At 62.7% G+C, this 16,813-nt stretch carries 10 protein-coding genes; 5 read left to right on the top strand and 5 right to left on the bottom strand.

Annotated elements, in window-relative coordinates; translation table 11 throughout:
* Positions 1-71: 71 nt before the first annotated feature.
* On the bottom strand, positions 72-1,445 hold the full coding sequence (locus ACSQ3N_RS12165; RefSeq protein ID WP_056169355.1) for a D-serine ammonia-lyase: 1,374 nt from the start codon (positions 1,443-1,445) through the stop codon (positions 72-74).
* Positions 1,446-1,598: 153 nt separating this feature from the next.
* Between ACSQ3N_RS12165 and ACSQ3N_RS12160 the strand changes: the two genes are divergently transcribed.
* On the top strand, positions 1,599-2,570 hold the full coding sequence (locus ACSQ3N_RS12160) for a LysR substrate-binding domain-containing protein (RefSeq protein WP_436146378.1): 972 nt from the start codon (positions 1,599-1,601) through the stop codon (positions 2,568-2,570).
* An 18-nt stretch (positions 2,571-2,588) separates the two neighbouring features.
* Here ACSQ3N_RS12160 and ACSQ3N_RS12155 read toward each other — a convergent pair whose 3' ends face one another.
* From ACSQ3N_RS12155 to ACSQ3N_RS12145, 3 genes are all read right to left on the bottom strand, one after another.
* Entirely contained in the window at positions 2,589-5,780 is a 3,192-nt protein-coding gene (locus tag ACSQ3N_RS12155; RefSeq protein WP_436146377.1) for an IPTL-CTERM sorting domain-containing protein, read from the bottom strand.
* A 541-nt stretch (positions 5,781-6,321) separates the two neighbouring features.
* Complete coding sequence (locus ACSQ3N_RS12150) at positions 6,322-7,044, bottom strand: FG-GAP repeat protein (RefSeq protein ID WP_082516946.1); 723 nt, start codon at positions 7,042-7,044, stop codon at positions 6,322-6,324.
* Positions 7,035-8,867: an FG-GAP repeat protein gene (locus tag ACSQ3N_RS12145; RefSeq protein ID WP_436146376.1), complete on the bottom strand. Its 1,833-nt coding sequence runs from the start codon at positions 8,865-8,867 to the stop codon at positions 7,035-7,037. Before ACSQ3N_RS12145 ends, ACSQ3N_RS12150 begins: the two co-directional genes overlap by 10 nt.
* A gap of 432 nt (positions 8,868-9,299) precedes the next feature.
* On the opposite strand from ACSQ3N_RS12145, the gene ACSQ3N_RS12140 reads away from it, so the two are divergent.
* The 4 genes from ACSQ3N_RS12140 to ACSQ3N_RS12125 all read left to right on the top strand — a co-directional run bounded on the left by ACSQ3N_RS12140 (position 9,300) and on the right by ACSQ3N_RS12125 (position 16,211).
* Positions 9,300-9,893: a response regulator gene (locus ACSQ3N_RS12140; protein ID WP_056168795.1), complete on the top strand. Its 594-nt coding sequence runs from the start codon at positions 9,300-9,302 to the stop codon at positions 9,891-9,893.
* Positions 9,890-11,527: an ATP-binding response regulator gene (locus ACSQ3N_RS12135; RefSeq protein ID WP_436146375.1), complete on the top strand. Its 1,638-nt coding sequence runs from the start codon at positions 9,890-9,892 to the stop codon at positions 11,525-11,527. Before ACSQ3N_RS12140 ends, ACSQ3N_RS12135 begins: the two co-directional genes overlap by 4 nt.
* 444 nt (positions 11,528-11,971) lie before the next feature.
* Positions 11,972-15,016: a beta strand repeat-containing protein gene (locus ACSQ3N_RS12130; RefSeq protein WP_436146374.1), complete on the top strand. Its 3,045-nt coding sequence runs from the start codon at positions 11,972-11,974 to the stop codon at positions 15,014-15,016.
* A gap of 169 nt (positions 15,017-15,185) precedes the next feature.
* On the top strand, positions 15,186-16,211 hold the full coding sequence (locus tag ACSQ3N_RS12125) for an IPTL-CTERM sorting domain-containing protein (RefSeq protein WP_436146373.1): 1,026 nt from the start codon (positions 15,186-15,188) through the stop codon (positions 16,209-16,211).
* Between the two features lie 104 nt (positions 16,212-16,315).
* Here the strand turns inward: ACSQ3N_RS12125 and ACSQ3N_RS12120 are convergent, their stop codons facing one another.
* Positions 16,316-16,807: a GAF domain-containing protein gene (locus ACSQ3N_RS12120; RefSeq protein WP_056168772.1), complete on the bottom strand. Its 492-nt coding sequence runs from the start codon at positions 16,805-16,807 to the stop codon at positions 16,316-16,318.
* Between the last annotated feature and the right edge of the window lie 6 nt (positions 16,808-16,813).

Below are 16,813 nucleotides of genomic sequence, written 5' to 3'. Positions count from 1 at the left end.
AGGGGTTGTCGGGACGGATTCGATGGGGTGCGAAGGCGGGATGTCAGTGCAATGGGCGGGCGCGAACAGCGTCAGCCACGGGCGGCCAGCAGGGCCCGCCCGCGCTGCACAAAGCCCTGGTACTGCGCATCGGGCACCAGCAGCCCGCCCGTCGTCCAGACCAGATGGGTGGCGTTGGGCAGCGCTGCGCCCACGCCTGTGCGGTGCAGCCAGGCCTGGCCCGCGTCGGTGCCGGTCAACATGCCCGGGCCACTGAAGCCCGCTGCCGCCGAGGGCTCGATCCGCTCGCCCAGTGCATCCAGCACCTGCACCAGGTGGGCAAACAAGGTGTCGTCTGCCACGGTAAACACGCCCGACAGCAGCGGCCCCATCAACTGCGCCGCCAGCAGGGACGCGCGGGGCACGGCCAGGCCGTCGGCCTCGGTCTGGTTGGTGAGGCCCCAGTCGTAGACCGAGGGGTGCGCCTGGCCACCAACCGACTGCGTGGCCTGATCCGCCAGCATCTGCACCATGAAGCACGGCGACTGCACCGGCTCGGCAAAGTAACAATGCACATGCGGCCCCAGCACCTGCCGCAGGCCAAACGCAATCCCTGCAGGAGCGCCGCCCACGCCGCAAGGCAGGTACACGATGAGCGGGTGCCCGGCGTCCACCACGATGCCCTGCTCTGCCAGTTGCGCGGGCAGGTGCAGGGCCGCTGCGCTGTAGCCCAGCAGCAGCGAGAAAGATTGCTCGTCGTCGACAAAGTGGCACAGCGGGTCGCTGCCCGCCTGCGCACGGCCGACAGCCACGGCGCGCTCGTAGTCGCCGGCATGCTCCACCACCTGCACGCCACGTTGGCGCAGGCGCTCTTTCTTCCATTCCTTGGCATCGGCCGACATGTGCACCGCGGCCCTGAAGCCCAAGGCCGACGCCACCACGCCAATGCTCAGCCCCAGGTTGCCGGTGGAGCCCACCGCCACCTGGTAGCGGCCCAGCACCGCGCGCGCCTGCGGGGTGGCCAGCGCGCAGTAGTCACCACCCGGCTGCACCAGGCCGTGCTGCAGCGCCAGCCCCTCCGCAAACTCCAGCACCTCGTGCATGCCTCCCCGGGCCTTGATCGATCCGGCCACCGGCAAACTGTGGTCCGCCTTGATGAACAACCGACCTTGGTCAGGCCCAATGCCCAATGCTGGCTGCAGCGCTGCGGCAGGCAGCACGGCAGATTCAACGACCCCGCCCGTGCCTGCCAACTCGGGAAACACCTGCGCCAGCAAACCTTCGAAGCGATGGAACCGCGCCGCAGCCTCCCGCGTATCATTCAAACTAATGGTGCGACCCAGTGCCTGAAGGGATGCAGGCGCCTGCAACAGCCGCACCGGGTTGGTCCACAGGCAAGGCTGGGCCTGGCGCAGGTGGGTCGATAGCAGCGGATCGATTCCCTTTAGGACTGACGGTTCGACCATGTATTCGGTTTCGGACATAGATGTTTGGGCGGCAGTGGCACACCGTGGGCGGGCAGGTGCTTGTCGCACCCCGGGCCCACGCACTGCAGCATTCTTCGCCTGTCACTCGCTTGTCACAACGCATTTATAGTGACGAAGACATTAGCCAAAGTAATGGACATTCGACTTTCTCCCTCTCTGCTCGCCTGGCTGCGCAGCTTTGATGCAGCCGCCCGCCACGGCAGCTTTACCAAGGCGGCGGCAGAGCTGTGCATCACCCAGGGGGCGGTCAGCCAGCAGGTCAAGCAGCTCGAAGACTGGCTGCGCCGCCCGCTATTCCTGCGCACCCCGCGCGCCCTGGTGCCCACGCCCGAGGGCCAATGGCTGGCCGTAGTGCTGCGCGAGAGCTTCACCGCCATCGAAAGCACCCTCGCCCAGATGCGCCAGCCGCCGGAGTCCGCCACCGCCACGCTCAGCTGCTCGCCGTCGTTCGCCATGAGCTGGCTCACACCCCGGCTGGGTGAGTTCTTTCGGCAGTATCCGAGCCTGGGTCTGCGCGTTTTCGGGGAGTTCCACACGCTGGACCGCACCCGCATGGTGCGAGACGGCATCGAGGCTGCCGTGCGCTTCGACCTGGGTGGCTACCGCGACCTGAGCGCCACCGTGTTCCTGGACGAATGGCTCATCCCGGTGGCCAGCCCCGCCTTCCTGGCCCGCCACCCGCCCATCACCACGCCAGGGGACCTGCAGGGCGACTGGCTGCTGCACGACAGCAGCGCCTGGGACGGCGCGGACACGTACGAGGAATGGCAGCACTGGTTCACCCAAGTGGGCGCCACGCCGCCGTCCTGGGCGGGCGGTCAGCAGTTCAACCTGTCGCAGCTGGCGCTGGGCGCGGCCCTGGCCGGCCAAGGCATCGCGATGGGCCGAGCCGCGCTGGTGGTGCAGGACGTGAAGGCCGGGCGTCTGGTGCCTGTGTTGGCCCAGAGCGTGTTGTCGCGTGCGGCATATTCGTTTGTGACCACCGCACACCCCAGCCCGGCGATGGACAAGGTGCGGGAGTGGCTAGTCGACGAGGCGCAGCGGTTTTGCGAGGAGCGTCGCTCCACTTTTAATAGCATAAAAATCAATATGGGCGAGCGGTAGGAGCGTATTGCGCGCACATCAAGCCGTGAGGCCGGTCGGACGGCGGCGCAGCACCAACATGCCCATCCCCGCTGCCATGAGCGAGGTAAGGATCAAGCCCCACTCACTGAGCGTCGGAATCGAAGCCACCCCAGCCGGCGCCGCAGCCAGCACCGGCGCGAACGGGTCGCGGATCGTGCCCAGGGTCGCGTCGGCATCCCCAATGCCGTTGTCGGTCACGGTGTAGGTCACCGTGCGGCGGTCCGGGCTCAGCGTGGCACCCGCCCACTGGAACCAGGTGGACGTGGTGCCCCCCGCCGTGGCCGGACCGAACTTCCAGAACTGCACGCCGGCAGGCAGGGCCTGCGGGTAGGTCAGCGTAAGAGTGACGCTGCTGCCACCCGTGCACCCTGTGGCCGCAAAGGCAAAACCACCGTGGGGCAAGATGTAGCCGCTGGGGGAGCTGCCTGGCGGAGCGAAACCGGTGCCGCTGGCAAACGTGCAGCCCGCACCGCCGCCCGTCAGGCTGGCCGTGGCGGTGCCCGCCATGCCCGGCACGGTGCCCGATACCGATAGCTGCGCGGTGACTGCGAAGGTCTGGCTCACGCGCGGTGCTGCGTCGAAGGCGGTGGTGCCCGCCTGGTCTGCGTGGATGGTGCAGCTGCCGACAGCCAGAAAGGTGAGTGCACCGCCCGGGGTGACCGTGCAGACACCGGTCGAGCCGGAACTGAAGCTGGGAGGTGGAGTCGCGTTGGTGGAAGTGGCTACCAGGGTGGGCGAGGTGCCGAAGGTTCGGTTGCCCGGATGAGTGAACGTGATGGTTTGGAGGCCCTTGGGTGTGGCGGAAACCGGCGGGCTCGATGCTGGGCCGGTGCCTGCGCTGTTGGTCGCAGTGACGTTGAACGTGTAGGCCGTGCCGTTGGCGAGGTTCAGAACCACGCAGGTTAAAGTGCCGATTGTGTTGCAGCCCACACTGATGCCGCCGCCGCTCGGCACGCCGGTCACGGTGTAGCCGGTGATGGGATTGCCGTTGTCGCTGGCCGCAGCCCAGGCGAGGGAGACGGCGCGGTCTCCCGGCGTTGCCTGCAGGCCCGTGGGCGCCGATGGCAGGTCAGCCTGCACGACCAACACTTGCGAGCGCACTGGCGCGGCAGCGTAGCGGAAGTTGCTCGCATCCGTGCCACCGGGCTGCGAGGCCCGCACGCCGCACAGGTGGCCCGTCTTGCCGGGCAGAAGGGTCACGGTGCTGCCAGCTACGCTGCAGACATCAGGCGTCCAGGTATCGAAACTGACCGCCAGGCCACTGCTGGCGCTGGCCATGAGCGAACTGCTGGCGCCAGCCCGCGGCGAGGCTACCTGGGTAAAGGTGATCGACTGGCGAGGAGAGGCACGCAATGCGGGTGCCTGCGCGTAGCCGTTGGAGCCCCAGCACTGCACAGTGTCGTCGGTGGTCACTGCACAGGTGTGTTCATGAGCCGTAGCGATGGACGCCACCCCGCCGCTTTGCAGCGCCGTCGGCACGCTGGTCTGGCCGCGGCTGTTGTAGCCCCAGCACTGCACAGCGCCGCCCGTGGTTAGAGCACAGGTGTGATAACCACCCGCATCCACGGACACCGCCCCGCCGCCTTGCAGCGTTACCGGCACGCTGGTTTGGTCGTTGACGTTCTTGCCCCAGCATCGCACGGCACCGCCCGTGATCACCGCACAGGTGTGAAAAGCGCCAGCGGCCACGGACACTGCCCTACTCCCTTGCAGGGCCGCCGGCACGTTGGTTTGTCCTTCAATGTTGCGGCCCCAGCACTGCACCTCGCCGCCAGTGGTCAGCGCGCAGGTGTGGTAACCGCCCCCAGACACGGACACCGCCCCGCCGCCTCGCAGCATGACCGGCACGACGGTTTGACCACTATCGTTGTCGCCCCAGCACTGCACGGCGCCGACTGTGGTCACCGCACAGGTATGCGAACCACCCGCGGACACGGCCATCGCCCCGCCACCTTGCAACGCGGCTGGCACGCTGGTTCGGCCACTGCCGTTGTCGCCCCAGCACTGCACAGTGCCGGCCGTGGCCACCGCGCAGGTGTGCATATAGCCCGCCGCCACGGACACCGATCCGCCGCCTTGCAGCGCCGCCGGCACGCTGGTTTGACCACTGCCGTTGTTGCCCCAGCACTGCGCGGCACCGCCTGTGGTCAGTACGCAGGTGTGGTAACCGCCCCCAGCCACCGACACCACCCCGCCGCCTTGCAGCGCCGCCGGCACGCTGGATTGGCCATTGCCGTTGTTGCCCCAACACTGCGCGGCGCCGCCCGTGGTCACCGCGCAGGTGTGATAACCACCCGCAGCCACCGAGACCGCCCCGCCGCCTTGCAGCGCCGCCGGCACACTGGCTTGGCCACTGCCGTTGTTGCCCCAGCATTGCACGGCACCGCCAGTGGTCACCGCACAGGTGTGAAAAGCGCCCGCATCCACAGATGCCACCGCCCCACTGCCTTGCAGTGTGGTTGGCACGTTGGTTTGACCTTCATTGTTGCGGCCCCAGCACTGCACGGCACCCCCCGTTGTCACTGCGCAGGTGTGGTTACCTGCCGCAACCACAGACACTGCCCCGCCGCCTTGCAGAGCGGCCGGTGCGCTGGATTGGCCCTCGACATTGCCGCCCCAGCACTGCACGGCACCGGCCATGGTCACCGCACAGGTGTGGTAATTGCCTGTGGTGACAGACACCGCCCCGCCGCTTAGCAACGCGGCCGGAACGCTGGTTTGACCCGCGTCGTTGCTGCCCCAGCACTGCACGGCGCCCCCTGTTGCTACTGCACAGGTGTGGTAAAGGCCCGCAGCCACGAACACCGCCCCACCGCCTTGCAGCGCGGCCGGTACGCCGGTTTGGCCCCGTTCGTTGTCGCCCCAGCACTGAACTGCACCGCCCATGGTCACCGCACAGGTGTGCGAAGCGCCCGCAGCCACCGACACCGCCCCGCCTACTTGCAGCGCCGCGGGCACGTTGCTTTGGCCCTTGATATTGCCGCCCCAGCACTGCACTGCGCCACTGGCCACGACCGCGCAAGTGTGCTGATCACCTGCCGACACTTCGCTGGCAATGGCATCCGTGGCGGTGCTGCGCGTAGCTGTGTTGGCCCACACCCCCGGTGCCGTCAGAGCCATCCACAGCACACAGGCCACCAGCCAGAAGGCTTCGCCTAAGCATTTGTCCAGCCAAGCTGGCATGTGCATGACGCGGCTGCCGTGTCCGAGCGGGGAAAAGATGTTCGAGATTGGCGTTGACATGGTGGTTTCCGGGCGACTTGATACCGCACGCTTTTTCCTAAAGGCAATACCGGACTGGGATGCATTTGGATTAGTACGGTGCGATGCTAGCTTTGAAGACCTAATGGCCTTCCACCCGAAGCACTAAATCAGTCCATTTGGACTGACCAAACAGTCGTTCGAAGCTGCCCAAAAACAACAGAAGGGAAATTGAGAGTGACTATTGCAGCTCGGTTATTAAACCCGTGCGCTCACAACACTTGTCCTAAAAAGAAATATTTTTAATGCCAAATAGATTTAGTCCGGGGACGGGGCTGCCTGAATCTCGGAGCAGCCGTTCGGCATTTAAATCTATTCGGCGAATATTTCCACAATCAAATTTCAAATTACCAGTGTGAATTGATTGTCAAATAAAATCGTCGCGACCGACCCATTACAGCGGACCTGTATGGGCTGTGCTCGCGCTGTCTCGCGCGCGAGCGGCAGCCTTCGTAAGCCTTCCGTCGGATTAGTAGATGTACACCGCACCAGAATTGTTGGATGCGTTGTTGACTTGGTCGCCGTTGATGCCCACGGCGTTGCTGTCTTCGGATTTCGCACCCACTGCCAGGGTGCTGCCATCGCTCGACAGCGCCACGCTCCAGCCAAAATCGTAATTCGACGCCGTGTTGCTGGCTTTGACGTAGGACTGCTGAGTCCAGGTGCTTGCGGTGCGTTTGAAGACGTACACCGCTCCGGAGTTGGCAGCTGCAGTGCTGGCTTGGTCGCCGTTGATGCCTGTGGCGTTGCTTCTCTCCCGAGCCGCCCCCACCGCCAGCGTGTTGCCGTCGCCTGACAAAGCGATGCTGCTGCCAAACCGGCTACCCGCAGCAGTATTGCTCGACTTCACATAGGCTTGATGGCTCCACGTGCTGCCGGTGCGCGTGAACACGTACACAGCGCCAGAATCGCCGGCGGCATTATTGGCTTGGTCGCCGTTGACGCCCGTCGCATTGCTGTCCTCTGTCGGCGCTGCGACAGCGAGGGTATTGCCATCGCTTGAAAGAGTCACGCTACTGCCAAACTGGTCGAGTGGCCCTGTATTGCTAGCCTTCAAATAGGCTTGCTGACTCCAGGCGCTGCCACTGCGAGTAAAGACATAGACTGCCCCAGAATCACCGGCTGAATTGTCGGCTTGGTTGCCATTGATACCTGTGGCGTTGCTGGCCTCAAAGACCGCACCTACAGCCATGGTGCTGCCGTCGGCTGAAGCGACACGCTGTAGCCAAACTTGTCGTTCGCCCCTGTGTTGCTGGCTTTCACGTAGGCCTGTTGGCTCCAGGTGCTGCCACTGCGTGTGAAGACGTACACAGCGCCGGAGGCGCCGCTCGCATTGTTGGTCTGGTCACCGTTGATGCCTGTGGCGTTGCTGCTCTCCCAATCTGCGCCCACTGCCAAAGTGCTGCCATCGCCCGAGAGAGATACGCTGCGACCAAAAAAGTCGACAGGGCCTGGATTGCTGGCCTTTATGTAGGCTTGTTGGCTCCAAGTGCTACCGCTGCGCGCATAGATGTACACGGCGCCGGAGTTGACCATTGAGTTGCTGGTTTGATCGCCATTGGCTCCCGTGGCGTTGCTGTCTTCCAATATCGCCCCCACCGCCAAGGTGTTCCCATCGCCGGAGAGAGACACGCTGAAGCCAAACCGGTCATCGCTCTCCGTGTTGCTGGCCTTCACGTAGGCTTGCTGGATCCACATGCTGCCGCTGCGCGAAAAGATATACACCGCGCCAGAATCACCGGCGGCATTGTTGGTTTGGTCGCCGTTGATGCCTGTGGCATTGCTGTCCTCGTAGATGGCTCCCACCGCCAGAGTGTTCCCGTCGCCTGACATGGACATGCTGTAGCCAAACTCGTCACTGTCGCCTGTATTACCGGCTTTGAAATACCCAATGGCGCGCGTCAAGTCCACGGTCTGGGCAGCAGACCAGGCGCTGCAGCCTGCGCTGTTGCAGGCGCTCACCCGGTATGTGGCGTTCAGCCGGGTGTGCAACAGCCCGGTGACCACCCGGTCATAGCTGGTGGTGCTCAGGCCCGTTGCGAGCTGTGTGTCCGTCTGGGGGCCTGCACCATCGGGATCTTCCGTGACCTTGTAGCTCACAGCGCCACCGCCAGTGGGCGCGGACACGGTCGTCCAACTGAGTTTGAAGGTCTTCACGTCGTAGCCCAGTGTGAGCGTGGGCACCGCTGGGATCGCCACCGGTGCGGGGGGCGGTGGAGGCGGCGAAGTGTCCTCGCAGTCCACCGTGAGCTGGGTGACGTCTGCCACTGCCGTGCCGGTACCCGACGACGCGGTGCACATTTGGCTGGCGCCCGACGAGATCGCCGAGACGGCGTAGCGACCCCCATGCAAGACAGGCTGTGCAAAGGTGAAGTCGCCGTTGCTGTTGAGCGTGAGGGTGTCTGCGTTGACGCTGTTGCGCAGCACGACTTGGCCCAGGCTGCCTCGCAGCCTGCCTGACAGTTTGTAGGCGCTGGTGGCACAGGTCACTACGACGCTTGCCGAGGGCGAACCGGGCTGCACCTGTCCCTGGCCGTTGGCCACAGCGCAGGATTGCCCGCTGGGCTGGGTGAGTACCGTAATGCTGTACGCGCCCAGCACAGGCTGCGCAAATGCGAACCTGCCATCGGCACGCACGGTGGGGTCTTGAGTGGAGTTGTTGGCGCTGATCAAGCGCAATACAACGCTGCTGCCCGCTTGGAGCCCTGCAACCGAACCCGTGACGGTCTGCGCCTGGGCAGGCACCTCGTTGTCCAGGCAGGTCATGGTCACGTTGTTCACATCGGCCGTGGCCGTGCCGCTGCCGTTGGTGAGGTTGCAGGTCTGACCAGTGGGTTGTGCCTGCACCCGCAAGCTGTAGACCGTTCCCGCGGCCAGGCGCAGGCTATAGCTGCCATTGGTGGACAGGGACGCGCTAGGGCCGCTGGCGTCTGCAATGACGACCGTCTTGCCTGTGCCCAGGCCGGACAGTTGCCCACCGACGCTGTAGGTAACCTGTGCAGGTTCCGGAGGCAATGGAGTGCTATCGCCGCCTCCTCCGCCGCAGGCTGTCAACAGAGCTACCGAGCCATAGGTGAATGCGCGCTGCAGAAATTTCCAGCGCTTTACCTGAACCTTAGAGTGAAATAAGTTGGCCTATGCGGGGCACACGGCTTTTGCAAGCAGTGAAAGCTTCATAGTCAGTCTCAAATGGAAAATTGCTTGCACTCACGTCAGCCAAAAGTGCCCCCTACCGACTGACAGCATTTAATGCTTTATTTGACGCATGAAATAATTAATCATGCCGCGAGGTGCAGAGGTGGTAGCGCCAATTTAAGCCGGATTACATCGACATGCGTGCCTGTGCCGGATCAATATAAGCAATGGCCACCTCGGTGCATATAGTCCATTCGGACTGGTGTGGCGAGTAAATGACAGAGCATTCTCAGGACTGGTTACATTGCCTGCATGAAGGCAATTCTGCTCATCGACGATCACAGCCTCTTTCGGGCTGGAATCGCTATGGTCTTGGCCAATGGCCTGCAAGATGTAGAGATCCACCAAGCAGCATCTTTAGAGCAGGCGCTGCGCCTCTCAGAGATCGCGCCCACGCTCATCCTGCTTGACGTTCAACTCCAGGGATTGAGCGGGCTGGAGGGCATCGGCCTGCTGCTGCGCAAGTGGCCAAACACGCGCATCGTTGTGGTGTCGGCATACGACATGCCCGATCGCATAGAACAGGCCCGCGAGCGGGGAGCTGTCGTTTTCCTCTCCAAAACAGAAAATCCCGAGCGGCTTTTGCAGAACGTGCAGATGCTGTTGCGCGATGGGGCTGCATCGGTGGAAGTGACCGGCACAAAAAACCCTGCCTCCCTGACGCCGCGACAGCTGGAGGTTCTGGATCTTCTCAGTCAGGGACTGTCCAACAAGATGATTGGGCGGCGCCTATCGCTGTCGGAACATACCGTGCGGGGGCACGTGCAGGCCACCCTGGCGGCCCTGTCGGCATCGAGCCGCTCCGAGGCGGTATTCGTCGCGCGGCGACAAGGACTTATTTTGTGAACGACGACGATCAAATCTATGCCGCGCAGCTCAAGCTGGTTATAGGCGGCATTGGCCAGTCGCTTCCTATCGGCTTCCTGCTCGCCACCCTGTTGGTCGTGGTATTCAACGTGACCAGCGGAGCGCAGCACACCTTCGTATCCGAAGCGACCGGTGAAAAAATCCGCGTGCTTGCACCGTCCATCAACAACGCTTGGCTGGCTTTTTGGTACGTGATCACACTCGTGTGCCGCATCACCATGGTGGTGTATTGCCGGCGTACGCTGAAGTACGGGTTCAGCTTTGAGCAAATGCCACGCATCACAGGGCAATTGGCTGTAGGGAAGGCACTGGAAGGCGTCATCTGGGGATGCCTGGGCTGGATTGTGGTGCAAGAGGGGTCGTCACCTGCGTCTACCGCCATGCTGCTGGGAACGATGGCCGCCATCAGCAGCAATGCCGTTCCCCTGCTTTCCCCCGTGCAACTTTTATTCATCGCGTTGATCATGCCCATGCTGCTGGTCACAGGGAGCCGCTTCCTCGTCATGGACGGCTTGATGTACCAGGCGATGGGAGCTTGCTGCATGATCTACGTGCTCAGTCAGTACGGCCAAGCCAAACTCATCGGACGCGGTTTGAAGGAGTCGATCAGACTGCGTTTTGAAAACCTCGATCTCATCAAGAGGCTTGAGGTAGAAAAGCAAACTGCCAACGACGAAAGAGAACGCGCTGAGCAGGCAAACCAAGCCAAGTCCCGCTTCCTGGCTGCGGCAAGCCATGACTTGCGTCAGCCCGTTCATGCCATGGGTTTTTTCCTGGAGGCGCTGTCGTCAGGCCCGTTAGCGCCCTCGCAAAAGCCGGTGCTCGACCATGCCAAGGCAGCGAGCGTTGCGTCCAGGGAGATGCTGGATACGCTGCTGGATTTTTCGCGCATTGAGGCGGGCGTCATACGGCCAACGCTCTCAAGCCATTGCGTACAGAAAATGCTGCACAAGTTGGAAGAAGAGCTCGCGCCGCAGGCAGACGCCAAGGGCTTGCTCTACCGCTCCAGGGACTGTCGCGCGGTGGTCCTCACGGACGGTGCGCTGTTGGAGCTGATACTTCGCAACGTCATCAGCAACGCCATTCGCTACACCGAGCGGGGCGGCATCCTCATCGGCTGTCGCCAGCGCGGCGAGCGTCTTTCCATCGAGGTGTTCGATACGGGCGTGGGCATCGCCCAACACCAGCAGCGCGAGATCTTTCGCGAGTTTCATCAGCTGGGCAACCCAGAACGTGATCGCCGCAAAGGGCTGGGCCTGGGACTGGCTATCGCGGATGGCCTGTGCCGCTCATTGGACATACCGTTGACGCTGTCCTCCAAGCCGGGGCGCGGCAGTGTGTTTAGGGTCAGCGTTCCCCTTTCCGCCGAAGGTGAAAGGCCTGCCGCGTTGCAGCCGTGGCATGCGTTGCCATCGCCGATCTTGGCTGGTCGCCAGGTGTTGGTAGTCGACGACGACGAAACCGTCCGCTTGGCAATGCTGACGCTGCTGGAAACCTGGGGCTGCTTGGCGATGGCTGTCGAGGGTTTGCAGGAGGCTTTGGCGCTGCGCGAATTTCAGCCGGACGCTATCGTGAGTGACTACAGGCTACGAGACGGTCAAAAACGGGGCTGAGGTGATCCGGTACTTGCGAAATCACTATGGCAGGTCGGTGCCTGCGCTTTTCATCACCGGAGACACTGCCCCAGAACGGCTGCGCGAGGCGCTCAACAGTGACGTCGCTCTATTGCACAAGCCGGTTGCACCCAGAGAGTTCTGGGCAACGCTGAACGCCATGTTGTCGGACGCTTCACTGACGCACTGAGCAAATGCGTCGGTGTACTGGGTAGGGCTTCTCTGCAACACCGGTCCGAATGGACTATATGCACAGGGTGGCGCACTGCTTACATTCAGTTTGAACAGGCGATGCGTTTGTTGCAGCTACTAATCAAGCCGTAGCAGCACCCTCCCAGGTTTGAACCTGGTACTGAGTATTCAGTTCTGTGCATGACACAGCGAATGCACGCATCCCCGCCAATCAACCACTTGGCGAGTCGCCAACATTCCTTGTCAAACTTGATGCAAACAGCACACCGCATTAGTTCGTTCTCGCTCCTTCGGTTGTTCACGATATTGATCCTGATAGTGCTCAGCGCATGCGGAGGCAGTGGTGGTGGTGCCAGTGACGGACCGTCTGCGCCGACCCTGAGCACTATCGAAGTCACCTCAGCCAGCCCGAGCATCGCAGCAGGCACAACGGTGCGTTTGGCAGCGACGGCCATCTACTCTGACAACAGCCATCAAGACGTCACGTCGCAGGTGGCTTGGGCTTCTGCCAACACGGCGGTGGCCACCGTCAGCCCATCGACCGGCCTGGTCACTGCCATCGCTCCTGGTGCCGTGTCGCTTAGCGCTACCCTGAATGGAAAATCAGGGACTACGGTTCTGACAGTCACTGCGGCCACGGTGACCGGCATCGCAGTGACCCCCAGCATCAGCACCCTGCCCGCCGGCACCACGACGCAGTTCTCGGCCATCGGCACTTTCAGCGATGGCACCACGCACGATCTTGGCGCAGCGGTGCGCTGGAGAACGTCTGATGTCACACGGGTGAAGGTCGACACGTCCGGCCTCGCCACCGCAATGGCCCCAGGAGGCGCATCGGTCATGGCGAAATGCCAGAACGCGAGCTTGTGCGGTAGCCTCAGCTCGACGGCCACGCTGAACGTCACTGCCGCCAGTTTGGTGTCCATTGCAGTCACGCCGACGACATCAGCCGTTGCGCTGGGCGCTGTACAGCAATTCATGGCCACCGGCACCTACAGCGACGGCAGCACGCAAAACCTGAGCACGCAGGTGAACTGGACTTCCACCGCGACCGGCGTGGCCAGCATCGACGCGCAAGGCGTCGCGATGGCTCGCGGCACTGGCACTACGGGCATCACGGCCACCCTGGCATCGGTGTCCTCGCCAGCCGCGTCGCTGACCGCGGCACCTGCATCACTCGTGTCCATTTCCATATCGCCTGGCTTGGCGTCGGTGGCAGTCGGCTTGCCGCAGCAGTTCACAGCCACAGGCACGTATGACGATCAGACAACACAGGTGCTCACCAACCAGGTCACCTGGTCGTCGAGCAATCCAGCTGTGGCAACGATCAGCAACGCTGCGGGAACGACCGGCCGAGCTTCGACATTGGCCAGTGGCACCGCCGCTATCACAGCAAGGATCGGCAACCTGAGCTCACAGCCGGTCAACCTGACAGTGACGGCGGCCAAGCTGGTGTCTATCGACGTGACACCCAAATCGCCCAGCGTTCCCAAAGGCATGCCGCAACAGTTCACGGCGACAGGCATCTATACCGACCAGACGACGCAGACGCTCACGGCACAGGTGACTTGGGCATCGAGTAGTCCAGCAGTGGCAACGATCAGCAACGCGGCGGGCACCAACGGTCAGGCCACCACACTGGGCACCGGCGCCACATCGATCACGGCCTCGCTGGGGAGCGTCTCGTCTGCGCCTACCACGCTGACGGTCACACCGGCCACGTTGCTTTCCATCGCCGTGACACCGAGTTCACCCAGCGTACCCAAAGGCAGAACGCAGCAGTTCACGGCCACAGGCACCTACACCGATCAGTCGATGCAGGTGCTCACCACGCAGGTGACCTGGACGTCCAGCAGCACATCCGTAGCGACGATCAGCAATGCAGCAGGTACGAACGGTGAGGCCACTACTTTGACTACCGGCACCAGTGCCATCACTGCATCACTGGGTGCCGTCACATCCCCGGCTACCACCCTTATAGTTGTGCCCGCAACGCTGGTTTCCATTGCCGTGACACCCACCTCACCTAGTGTGCCCAAAGGTTTGTCCCAGCAGTTCACGGCGATCGCCAGTTACACCGACGGCAGTACGCAGGATGTGACGACGCAGGTGAGTTGGTCATCCAGCAACGCCTCTGTCGCTTCTATCAGCAACGCGCCCGGGTCCAATGGCCGCGCAACGGCGCTTGCCAGCGGAACAAGCTCCATCAGAGCGACCCAGAGCGCGATTTCTTCCCCGGCAGCGACGATGACGGTGAGCGCCGCGGCACTGGCCTCCATAGTCATCTCGCCCGGGAGTGCAGACGTCGTGGCCGGAGGCACGCAGCAGTACACAGCGACAGGCCGATACACGGACGGCTCCACCCAGAACATCACAACGTCCGTCAACTGGACGTCGGACGCCGCGACCGTGGCAACCATCAGCAATACCCCGGGTAGCCAAGGACTGGCAACGACGCTCGCTGCCGGAAGCACGAACATTTCTGCAACGCTGGGGAGCGTCAGCGCCAACCCTACTTCGCCCCTCACAGTACGACCGGGTGCGACTTTTGCGATACCAGGAGCCGCGACTTGGACCGTACCTTCTGGCGTGACCAGGGTCCGGATCGTCGCGACGGGTGGGGGAGGGGCCAGCTCCCGTTCTCATGGATCTAACACTTCCCCAGGCGGCCACGGCGGCCGCGTCACGGCAGTTCTTACAGTCAATAGCGGCGATACCTTCGCCCTGATCGTTGGCGGAGGTGGCCAAGCATCTACTTACTCAAACAACAGCTACGGTGGAGGAGGTGGTGGCGGTGCGAGCAGCTTTCGTGCAGGCACTGCCGATCAGATCATAGCGGGCGGGGGCGGAGGTGGAGGCGTCATCGGCGGTAGGGGCGGAAACGGCGGTGGTGCTGGTACGGGCGCAGGCGAGGCTGGCAGCGGCCCGGGTGCAGCATCTGGAGGGGGAGCAGGCATCGGTGGCGCAGGTGGCACAGACCCATACGGATTTTGGAACGGGTCGAGCGGAGGGGCTGGCAACGGTGGCGGTGGAGGAAGCAACACCTATGCGGTTGGCGGTGCAGGCAACGGTGGTGGTAACGGCGGCAACGGCGGCGGACTTTTTGGCTCCGGAGGCGGCGGAGGCTATGGAGGGGGAGGCGGCAGTGCATCCATTTCCGGCACGAGTGGATGGGGCGGAGGTGGCGGAGGCGGCAGCACTGGCCCCTCCGGGTCCTCGTACTCCGTGTCGACGAATGGCGGCAATTCGTCTGCAGCGGGCGGCGATGGATCCATAACCATCGAATATCTGCCTTAACAGCAAGTCGATCCGCCGTTGGGTCGTGGCAGGCGCACGTCCCTCGGTAAGAAAATCCGGTATCGTTTATCCCTTGGCAAAGCTTGGCCAACAAACATGACGCTCGGAACATGTCGGTAGCAATAAGGGCGTCCTTCTCGATCTCCTAAAAAAGGGCAGACAAAGCTCCATGAAAATCACGCGACTTGCGGCAGCGGCCGCCTTGGTGACCTGTACGGGGGCATCACACGCGGCACACGTTGCTTTCATGTACGAGAACGGACCGAACGTGGAAGTGACCGGCAGCGGCCCGTTGAATACAACAGCGCTAACTGTTGCTGGACCTGTCTTCGGTTTCTCGTCGCAGATGCGGCCTGCAGTGGGTTCTGTTGCCTACGGTACAACGGTCAATGCTGACAGATTTACAGGCTTTACTGGACCCGCCTCGTATGGATCGGGGACTCTTGTTTTTGCCTCCAGTTCGTCTGGCCAGCGTGTGGCTCTCAGCGGCACTTCAGGCTTCTTGTTCGTTCCGCAGGGCTACGTCTCGGGGTCGCCCCTTTCCGGTGGTGCTATTTGGAACGCAACCACCCTCGCAGGTCTTGGCGCGACGCCTGGCACCTATGTGTGGGCCTGGGGTGCAGGCCTGAACGCTGATTCGTTCACCCTGCGGGTGTCGCTCGCACCAGCGCCCTATGTCACAGCAACCCAGACCGTCGCAGGCACGTTCATCCCAGGCAGTACAGCCACCTACACAGTCGTGCTCACAAACAACGGGCCTGCCGCGCAGGCTAACAACCCTGGCAATGAGTTCACAAACGTTTTACCCGCGGGCGTGACGCTAGTAAGTGCCACCGCCTCCAGCGGCACTGCCGTAGCTACCGTAGGCACCAACACCGTGACATGGAACGGGAGCATTCCTTCCAGCGGCACGGTGACCCTCACCGTCACAGCCACTGTCAACCCAGCCGCTGCCGGCACCGTGGTTTCCAACCATGGGAGCGTTGCTTACGACTCCGACGGGGATGGTACGAACGACGCGACCAACCAGACTGATGACCCGGCTGTAGCGGGTGCGGCCAACCCCACAAGCTTCACAGTAGCCGCTGTACCGGTGGTTGCAGCGGCAGCCATTCCCACGCTGTCGGAGTGGGCCCTTGTTGGGCTGGCGTCCATCATGGCTTTGTTCGGACTGGCGCGCGTGAGACGCCTTTGACTCCAGGTTGCGCTTGTCATTGAATGATTTACGGCGCAGCATGCCCATCTCTCGACCAATCAGATTGGAATGGCTCGCCTTTTTCCAGAGCATTGCGCGACGACTTAGACGGTACTTTCGGGATAGGGTGGTACCAGATTGTTCATGGTCAAGTAACTGGCCACCAGCAGCATCAACTTCGTGTCGACCTGCTCCACATCCCGTGGCACCAAATCGTAATGGCACAACGTACCGACAATGGATCCGTTCGAGTCCATCACAGGCACCCCGACATAGGACGCGACGGTCTCTCTGGCAGGATGGGACGCCAGGCGTTCATCGAGCAGCGCCTGAGGTGTCTTGAAGGGAACGCCACTCTCGCGGACATAGCAGCAGTAGGTAGCGGTTTGAGGCACTATGCCCGAGGCGATGGCGGTTGGATCTTGGCGGTCGAAGTGCACGGCCGCGGTGGCCATTCCGTCCTTAAAACGCCATATACCAATGTACCGAAAGTCGGTCAGTGCCAGCAGCTTTGCCAGCGCGTCACGCACGGATTTGGATTGAGCCGTCAGAGCGAAATCGGCGAAAGTGGCACTGCTGGATGGTTGCTTGGGCATAGACCA

The organism is Acidovorax sp. LjRoot194 (assembly GCF_964253015.1).
Classification (GTDB): domain Bacteria; phylum Pseudomonadota; class Gammaproteobacteria; order Burkholderiales; family Burkholderiaceae_C; genus Acidovorax.
Note: the sequence above shows the minus strand (reverse complement) of the source record. Positions and strands in the feature narration are given on the sequence as shown.

Coding starts and splice junctions, on each gene's coding strand:
- ACSQ3N_RS12165 (WP_056169355.1), bottom strand. CDS start 1,445: ATGGTCGAACCGTCAGTCCTAAAGGGAATCGATCCGCTGCTATCGACC.
- ACSQ3N_RS12160 (WP_436146378.1), top strand. CDS start 1,599: ATGGACATTCGACTTTCTCCCTCTCTGCTCGCCTGGCTGCGCAGCTTT.
- ACSQ3N_RS12155 (WP_436146377.1), bottom strand. CDS start 5,780: ATGCACATGCCAGCTTGGCTGGACAAATGCTTAGGCGAAGCCTTCTGG.
- ACSQ3N_RS12150 (WP_082516946.1), bottom strand. CDS start 7,044: ATGGCTGTAGGTGCGGTCTTTGAGGCCAGCAACGCCACAGGTATCAAT.
- ACSQ3N_RS12140 (WP_056168795.1), top strand. CDS start 9,300: ATGAAGGCAATTCTGCTCATCGACGATCACAGCCTCTTTCGGGCTGGA.
- ACSQ3N_RS12130 (WP_436146374.1), top strand. CDS start 11,972: ATGCAAACAGCACACCGCATTAGTTCGTTCTCGCTCCTTCGGTTGTTC.
- ACSQ3N_RS12125 (WP_436146373.1), top strand. CDS start 15,186: ATGAAAATCACGCGACTTGCGGCAGCGGCCGCCTTGGTGACCTGTACG.
- ACSQ3N_RS12120 (WP_056168772.1), bottom strand. CDS start 16,807: ATGCCCAAGCAACCATCCAGCAGTGCCACTTTCGCCGATTTCGCTCTG.